The sequence below is a fragment of the Synechococcus sp. H55.7 genome (assembly GCF_047462395.1).
Taxonomy (GTDB): Bacteria; Cyanobacteriota; Cyanobacteriia; order Thermostichales; family Thermostichaceae; genus Thermostichus.
Genome location: NZ_JANSJD010000037.1, coordinates 1 through 5,280 on the forward strand (window position 1 = coordinate 1; position 5,280 = coordinate 5,280).

General features: G+C 61.2%; 4 protein-coding genes and 1 pseudogene. 1 reads left to right on the plus strand and 4 read right to left on the minus strand.

All coding sequences use genetic code 11. The features are described from left to right. Positions 1-92: 92 nt before the first annotated feature. A complete protein-coding gene (locus NW851_RS12710) occupies positions 93-1,118 on the minus strand; it encodes an ABC transporter permease (RefSeq protein WP_414339001.1) in 1,026 nt (341 codons plus the stop codon). Between the two features lie 233 nt (positions 1,119-1,351). On the opposite strand from NW851_RS12710, the gene NW851_RS12715 reads away from it, so the two are divergent. Next, positions 1,352-2,308, plus strand: coding sequence for an NAD-dependent epimerase/dehydratase family protein (locus tag NW851_RS12715; RefSeq protein WP_414339004.1), 957 nt, complete (start codon positions 1,352-1,354; stop codon positions 2,306-2,308). Positions 2,309-2,455: 147 nt separating this feature from the next. Here NW851_RS12715 and cobW read toward each other — a convergent pair whose 3' ends face one another. The 3 genes and pseudogenes from cobW to NW851_RS12730 form a co-directional block, all read right to left on the minus strand. Next, positions 2,456-3,514, minus strand: a complete 1,059-nt coding sequence (cobW, locus tag NW851_RS12720; protein ID WP_414339007.1) for a cobalamin biosynthesis protein CobW — start codon at positions 3,512-3,514, stop codon at positions 2,456-2,458. 129 nt (positions 3,515-3,643) lie between these two features. Next, positions 3,644-4,993 carry a photosystem II reaction center protein CP43 gene (gene psbC / locus NW851_RS12725; RefSeq protein ID WP_414335970.1) on the minus strand — a complete coding sequence of 450 codons (1,350 nt, stop codon included), beginning with the start codon at positions 4,991-4,993 and terminating at the stop codon, positions 3,644-3,646. 211 nt (positions 4,994-5,204) lie between these two features. After that, positions 5,205-5,280, minus strand: a pseudogene (locus NW851_RS12730) (photosystem II protein D2); the annotation flags it as partial.

Consider the following 5,280-nt stretch of genomic DNA (forward strand, 5'->3'; position numbering starts at 1 on the left):
GCGAACGATGAAGCAACTGGGGCAGAAGAAGAGACAAAAGCTCTGCTGTCAAGCGGGTGAGGAAACCCCACCCGCCTACGCGGTGGGGTAGTTCATAGCAAAGACTCAGGTCGGATCCGCGGATCCACCCACATCAAGAGCAGATCGGCCAACAGGTTGCCCAAAATCAGCATCACCGCTCCCAGCAAAAGCCCGGCCATCACCACGTTGATGTCAAAGCTTTGGACGGCTTCCAAGAGCAGCTTGCCCAGCCCCGGCCAATTGAAGAAAAACTCGGCAATGAAGGAGCCGCTGAGCAGATTGGCAAACTCAAAGCCCAAGATCGTGATCAAGGGGTTGACGGCGTTGCGCAATGCATGCAGCCAGATCACCCGCCATTCAGGAATGCCCCGTGCCCGCGCCGCCTGGATGTATTCCTGCCGCAGCACGTCCAAGAAGTTGCCGCGGGTAATCCGCTGCAGGCCGGCAAAGCTGGTAATGCTCAGGGCCAGCGTGGGCAAGAGCAGGTGGCGGCCCAGATCCAGCAGCTTCCCCCCCCAACCGAGCTCGGCAAAATAAACACTGGTCATTCCCCCTACCGGCAACCAGCCCACGTTTTGAGCCACGATCAGCAGCAAAATGGCCAGCACAAAGCTGGGCATGGCCTGCCCCAGGTAGCTGAGCAACTGCAACGCCCGATCCAAAGGAGTGTTCTGCCGCAGCGCCCCCAGGATCCCCAGAGGAATGGCAATTAGCCAAGTTAGCAAAACAGAGCACACTGCCAACAGCAAGGTGGCGCCGGCGCGGGAGAGGATGAGTTGCGCCACCGGCACGCGGTATGTGTAGCTGACGCCAAAATCCCCCTGCAGCAGATTGCTCAGCCAGGTCAAATACTGCCAAATCAAGGGCTTATCCAGGCCCAGCCGTGCCTCTTCCTGGGCGATAAACTCTTGGCTGACACTGGGATCCGCCCGCAAGGGATCCAAAAAATCGCCGGGAGCCAGTTGCAAGAGCAAAAAGCTAAGCACCGTGATCAGCAGTAGCACCGGCACCGCTTGGGCCAGCCGCTGCAAGACCAAGGCCAGCGGCGGCCACAGACTGAAAGCGCGCCTGCTAGGGGAAGAGGAGGTTACGGCCACAGACAGAGGTCGAGTTGAGCGCGGTCTTAGCTGGGATCCCGGTAGGGGATCCTTGTCGAACTATGCTGCCATTCTTCGGGCCAGATTTCTAGCCTGCTGCCCGGCTTGGAACAGGGTGCAGTTGCCCGGACTTGCCGTCAGAGGAATTGGGGGTTAAGCCGCTCCGGCAGGCGCAAGCCAAGGCGGTAGACTAGTCAAAAGCTTTTTCGATGAGTTGCCGTTGGGAAGATCTCTTGCGAAACCTGTTTCTTACCGGCGCTAGCGGCTGTCTGGGGCACTATGTGTTGGAGCGCCTGGCCCAGCAAAGGGATCCCGAGTTTCCGGAGCGGCCCGCCTACCACCTCTACATTCTTATTCGCAACCCCAGCCGCCTGCGGCTGCCCCCGGAACGGCTGCCCGCCCCCATCACCCTGGTGCCCGGCGATCTGCTGCACATCCGCGAGCACGCTGCCCTGCTGCAACAGATGGATGGGCTGATCCACATGGCGGCGGCTTGGGGGGATCCCACCCTAACCTGGGCGGTGAATGTTACCCACACTCTGGAGCTCTTTCAGTTGTTGGATCCCCGGCGCTGCCAGCAGGTGATCTACTTTTCCACCGCCAGCCTTTTGGATCAGGCGTTACAACCCTTGGCCATCGCTGGCCAGGCCGGCACCGACTACATCCGCAGCAAGTACGCGATGCTGCTGCGGCGGCGGGAAAGCTGCTTCTGGCCGGATCGGCTGCTGACGCTCTACCCCACCCTACTGTTTGGCGGCAGCCCCCACCACCCCTATTCCCACATCACCGCCGGCCTCAAGGATGTGCTCCGCTGGCTGGATCTCATCCGCTTTTTGCGGGTGGATGCTAGCTTCCACTTCATCCACGCTGCCGATGTGGCAGAGATGGTGGCCTACTGGGTAGCCCATCCGCCCGGTGGCGGCGATTGGGTGTTGGGCAACCCCCCTCTGTCTGTGGATGAGTGCGTGGAACAGGTGTGCGCCTATTTCAGAAAGCGGATCTACTTCCGCCTGCCCTTGCCCCTCGGACTCCTCCGCAGCTTGGCTTTTCTGTTTGGGGTGCGGCTTTCGGCGTGGGACGAGTACTGTCTGCGCCACCGCCATTTTGTCTATCCGGCCCTTTCGCCAGCAGCCCTGGGCTTGCCCTGCCACTTCCCCACCGTGGCCTCTCTCCTAGATGTCTACCTCTAGGCCGCTTTTATAGGGTCACGCCAACTCCCCTCTCCCTCTGGGAGAGGGGCTGGGGGTGAGGGGATCACTCCCTCTGGGAGAGGGGCTGGGGGTGAGGGGATCACTCCCTCTGGGAGAGGGGCTGGGGGTGAGGGATCCCGACAGGGATCAGCCGGTAAAAGCCGCTGCTTCTCTGTGAGCCAAGCCCTGAAGCTGAGCGGCAATGCGCTCCCGGTTAAGCCTCTGCCCGATGAACACTAGGCGGGTCAACCGCGGCTCTTGCGGGCGCCAGGGCCGGTCGTAGTAGGTTTCAAATCGCCCTCCCACTCCCTGCAGCACCAGCCGCATCGGCTTGTGGGGCACGGCCACAAACCCTTTCACCCGGTAGAGGCATTCCTCTTGAGCCAGTTGGCGCAGTTGGGCAACTAGGGATCCCGGCTCATAGCTCCCCTCCAGGCTCAGGTAAAAAGACTCGAAGGCCTCGTGCTCGTGCTCCTCCTCGTGGTCGTGGTGGCTGGGGCGGCACTCCAACTGATCTTCCACCGCCGCCTGCAAGCCCAAGAGCACTTCTGGGGCAACCTGGCCCCGCTCACAGGGAAGGACTCGAACCTCAGGGCGCAATTGTTGCCGCAGCCAGCTCTCCACGCGCGCTCGCTCCGACAACGTGATCTGATCCACCTTGCTCAGCAGCACCAAATCGGCGCAGCTCAACTGATCCGCAAACAGCTCCTCAATGGGCGTCTCGTGATCCAGGCTCTCATCGGCCTGCCGCTGCGCTTCCAGCGCCGCCCGATCCCCCACCAGTTGCCCAGAAGCCAGAGCCTGACCGTCCACCACTGCAATCACCGCATCCACCGTGGCACCGGTGCGAAGGGTTGGCCAGCGGAAAGCCTGCACCAGGGGCTTAGGCAAGGCCAATCCTGAAGTCTCAATCAGGATGCAGTCCAGCTCCGCCCGCCGCTGCAGCAGGGTTTCCATGGTGGGCAAAAATTCCTCCTGCACCGTGCAGCAGAGGCAGCCGTTGGCCAGCTCCAAAATGGGGATGGATCCCTCTCCCTCGCAACGTTGGCAATCCCGCAGCAGTTCGCCGTCGATGCCCACTTCGCCAAACTCATTGACCAATACGGCGATGCGGCGGCTCTGGTTGTTGAGCAACAGGTGACGGATCACCGTGGTCTTGCCGGATCCCAAAAATCCGGTGATGACCGTAACCGGGACTTTGTGCATCTTTACCGAACATTCAGCCTTCTCAGTCTCTATCCTCTCTTCCTTCTCTGCCAATCCTGGCGGGGGGGATCCCCAAAAAAAAGGCCCCCTACCGGGGGCCAAAGGTTGATCTCCGAGAGACTTCCGTGCTTATCGGATCGGCTTCATCCGGTAAACCGGCTCGTTCTCGCGGCTGATCCCTTTCTCAAAGCCGGCAGCAGCGGCACGGGCGCGACCGGCATGCCACAGGTGGCCAACGAAGAACAGGAAGCCGAAGATGAAGTTGTGGGCTGCCAGCCAGGTGCGCGGGCTGGTGAAGTTCACCGTGTTGATCTCGGTCGCCACACCCCCCACCGAGTTCAGGGATCCCAGTGGCGCGTGGGTCATGTACTCCACCGCACGGCGAGCTTGCCAGGGTTGGATGTCGTTTTTCAACTTATCCAGATCCAAGCCATTGGGGCCCAGCAGCGGCTCTTTCCAGGGCGCCCGCACATCCCAGAAGCGCATCGTCTCACCGCCGAAGATGATCTCGCCCGTGGGGGAGCGCATCAGGTACTTACCCAGACCGGTGGGGCCTTGGGCCTGGCCGATGTTCGCCCCCAGGCGCTGGTCGCGCACGATAAAGGTGAGGGCTTGCGCTTGCGAGGCTTCAGGGCCGGTGGGGCCGTAGAACTCGCTGGGGTAAACAGTGTTGTTGAACCAGATGTAGCAGGTGGCAATAAAGCTCATCAGCGAGACCGCCGCCAAGCTGTAGGAGAGATAAGCTTCCCCCGACCAGATGAAGGCACGGCGGGCCCAGCCAAAAGGCTTGGTGAGGATGTGCCAGATCCCACCGGCAATGCAGATGATGCCGATGTAGATATGGCCGCCGATCACATCCTCCATGTTGTCCACGCTGATGATCCAGCCGTCGCCGCCGAAGGGAGACTTGAACAGGTAGCCGAAGATCACCGCCGGGTTGAGGGTGGGGTTGGTGATCACTCGCACATCGCCACCGCCGGGAGCCCAGGTGTCATAGACACCGCCAAACCACATGGCCTTGGCCACCAACAGGAAAGCCCCCAACCCCAAGAGGATGAGGTGGATCCCCAAGATGGTGGTCATCTTGTTCTTGTCTTTCCAGTCGTAGCCGAAGAAGGGGAAAGACTGCTCCAGGGTTTCTGGGCCGCGCACGGCGTGATAGATGCCCCCCAACCCCAGCACTGCGCTGGAGATCAAGTGCAGCACGCCGATCACAAAGTAGGGGTAGGTGTCGATAACTTCGCCGCCCGGGCCAACCCCCCAGCCCAGAGTGGCCACGTGGGGCATCAGGATCAGGCCCTGCTCGTACATAGGCCGATCCGGCGTGAAGTGAGCCACCTCAAACAGCAGCATCGCTCCCGCCCAGAAGACGATCAGGCCGGCGTGGGCCACGTGGGCACCCAAGAGCCGACCGGAGAGATTGATCAAGCGAGCATTCCCGGCCCACCAGGCAAACCCGCCCTGGGTGCGATCCTGCATCGCTGCGGAACCAAAGGTCGTTGAAGTCACTGAGGCCAGCCTCCAAAAAGAGTAACAGTCAGTACAGCAGAAGATAGAGGTGAAAAGCAAAGGAGCTTAAGAATGGCCGAGCGCCTACCCATGCAATCCAAGACTTGAATAGGCGAACGCTCGGCCCCGGCTCTCACGTGAAGGATCGAGAGAACTCAAGCGTTCGACAGCCAGCGCCAGTTTAGAGCGCGTTGCCGCGGGGTAGGACTTCTTCGGGGAACTCAAAGCGCTCGTGCGGCTGGTCCTGCGGCGCCATC

Coding starts and splice junctions, on each gene's coding strand:
- cobW (WP_414339007.1), bottom strand. CDS start 3,514: ATGCACAAAGTCCCGGTTACGGTCATCACCGGATTTTTGGGATCCGGC.
- psbC (WP_414335970.1), bottom strand. CDS start 4,993: ATGCAGGATCGCACCCAGGGCGGGTTTGCCTGGTGGGCCGGGAATGCT.